We start from the raw sequence: 1,056 nt of genomic DNA on the forward strand, positions 1-1,056 counted from the left end.
CTCGGAGAACGTCTCGACCGGCGTAGACGTCCACTCGCTCAAGGCCCCCCTCGGCGTCGTCGGCATCATCAGCCCGTTCAACTTCCCGGCCATGGTCCCGCTGTGGTTCCTGCCCATCGCGATCGCCGCTGGCAACACCGTGATCCTCAAGCCGAGCGAGAAGGATCCCTCCGCCGCGAACTGGCTCGCGGCCCTCTTCAGCGAGGCCGGCCTGCCCGACGGGGTCTTCAACGTCCTCCACGGGGACAAGGAGGCCGTCGACGGTCTCCTCGAGCACCCGGAGGTCAGGGCGATCTCCTTCGTCGGCTCGACCCCGATCGCCCGCTACATCTACGAGACCGCCGCCAAGAACGGCAAGCGCGTCCAGGCCCTCGGCGGGGCGAAGAACCACATGCTGGTCCTGCCCGACGCCGACCTCGACCTCACCGCAGACGCGGCCGTGAACGCTGGCTTCGGCTCCGCCGGCGAGCGGTGCATGGCCATCAGCGTCATCGTGGCCGTCGAGCCCGTAGCGGACGAGCTAATCGCCAAGATCGGCGAGCGCGTGGCGACCCTGAAGATCGGCGACGGCCGCCGCAACTGCGACATGGGCCCTCTCGTCACCAGGCAGCACCGCGACAAGGTCGCCTCCTACATCGAGGTCGCCGAGGCGGACGGCGCCAAGGTCGTCATCGACGGCCGCGGCATCGAGGCCGACGGGGCGGCGGAGGGCTTCTGGCTCGGCCCGACGCTCATCGACGACGTCCCGGTCACCTCGAAGGTGTACCAGGACGAGATCTTCGGGCCGGTCTTGGCCGTCGTGCGTGTGCGGAGCTACGAGGAAGGCCTTGAGCTGATCAACTCCGGAGCGTTCGGCAACGGCACCGCGATCTTCACCAACGACGGCGGCGCCGCCCGCCGCTTCCAGAACGAGGTCGAGGTCGGCATGATCGGGATCAACGTCCCGATCCCGGTCCCCGTTGCCTACTACTCCTTCGGCGGGTTCAAGGACTCGATCTTCGGCGACACCAAGGCGTACGGCCTCCAGGGCTTCAACTTCTACACGCGCGAGAAGGC

The 1,056-nt window shown here is 68.0% G+C and carries 1 protein-coding gene; it reads left to right on the plus strand.

Features of this window, described 5'->3' with window-relative positions; genetic code table 11:
* On the plus strand, positions 1–1,056 hold a 1,056-nt coding region (gene mmsA, locus LK10_RS01590; RefSeq protein WP_043119625.1), incomplete at both ends, for a CoA-acylating methylmalonate-semialdehyde dehydrogenase.

Source organism: Sinomonas humi, assembly GCF_000802235.1.
Lineage (GTDB): Bacteria > Actinomycetota > Actinomycetes > Actinomycetales > Micrococcaceae > Sinomonas > Sinomonas humi.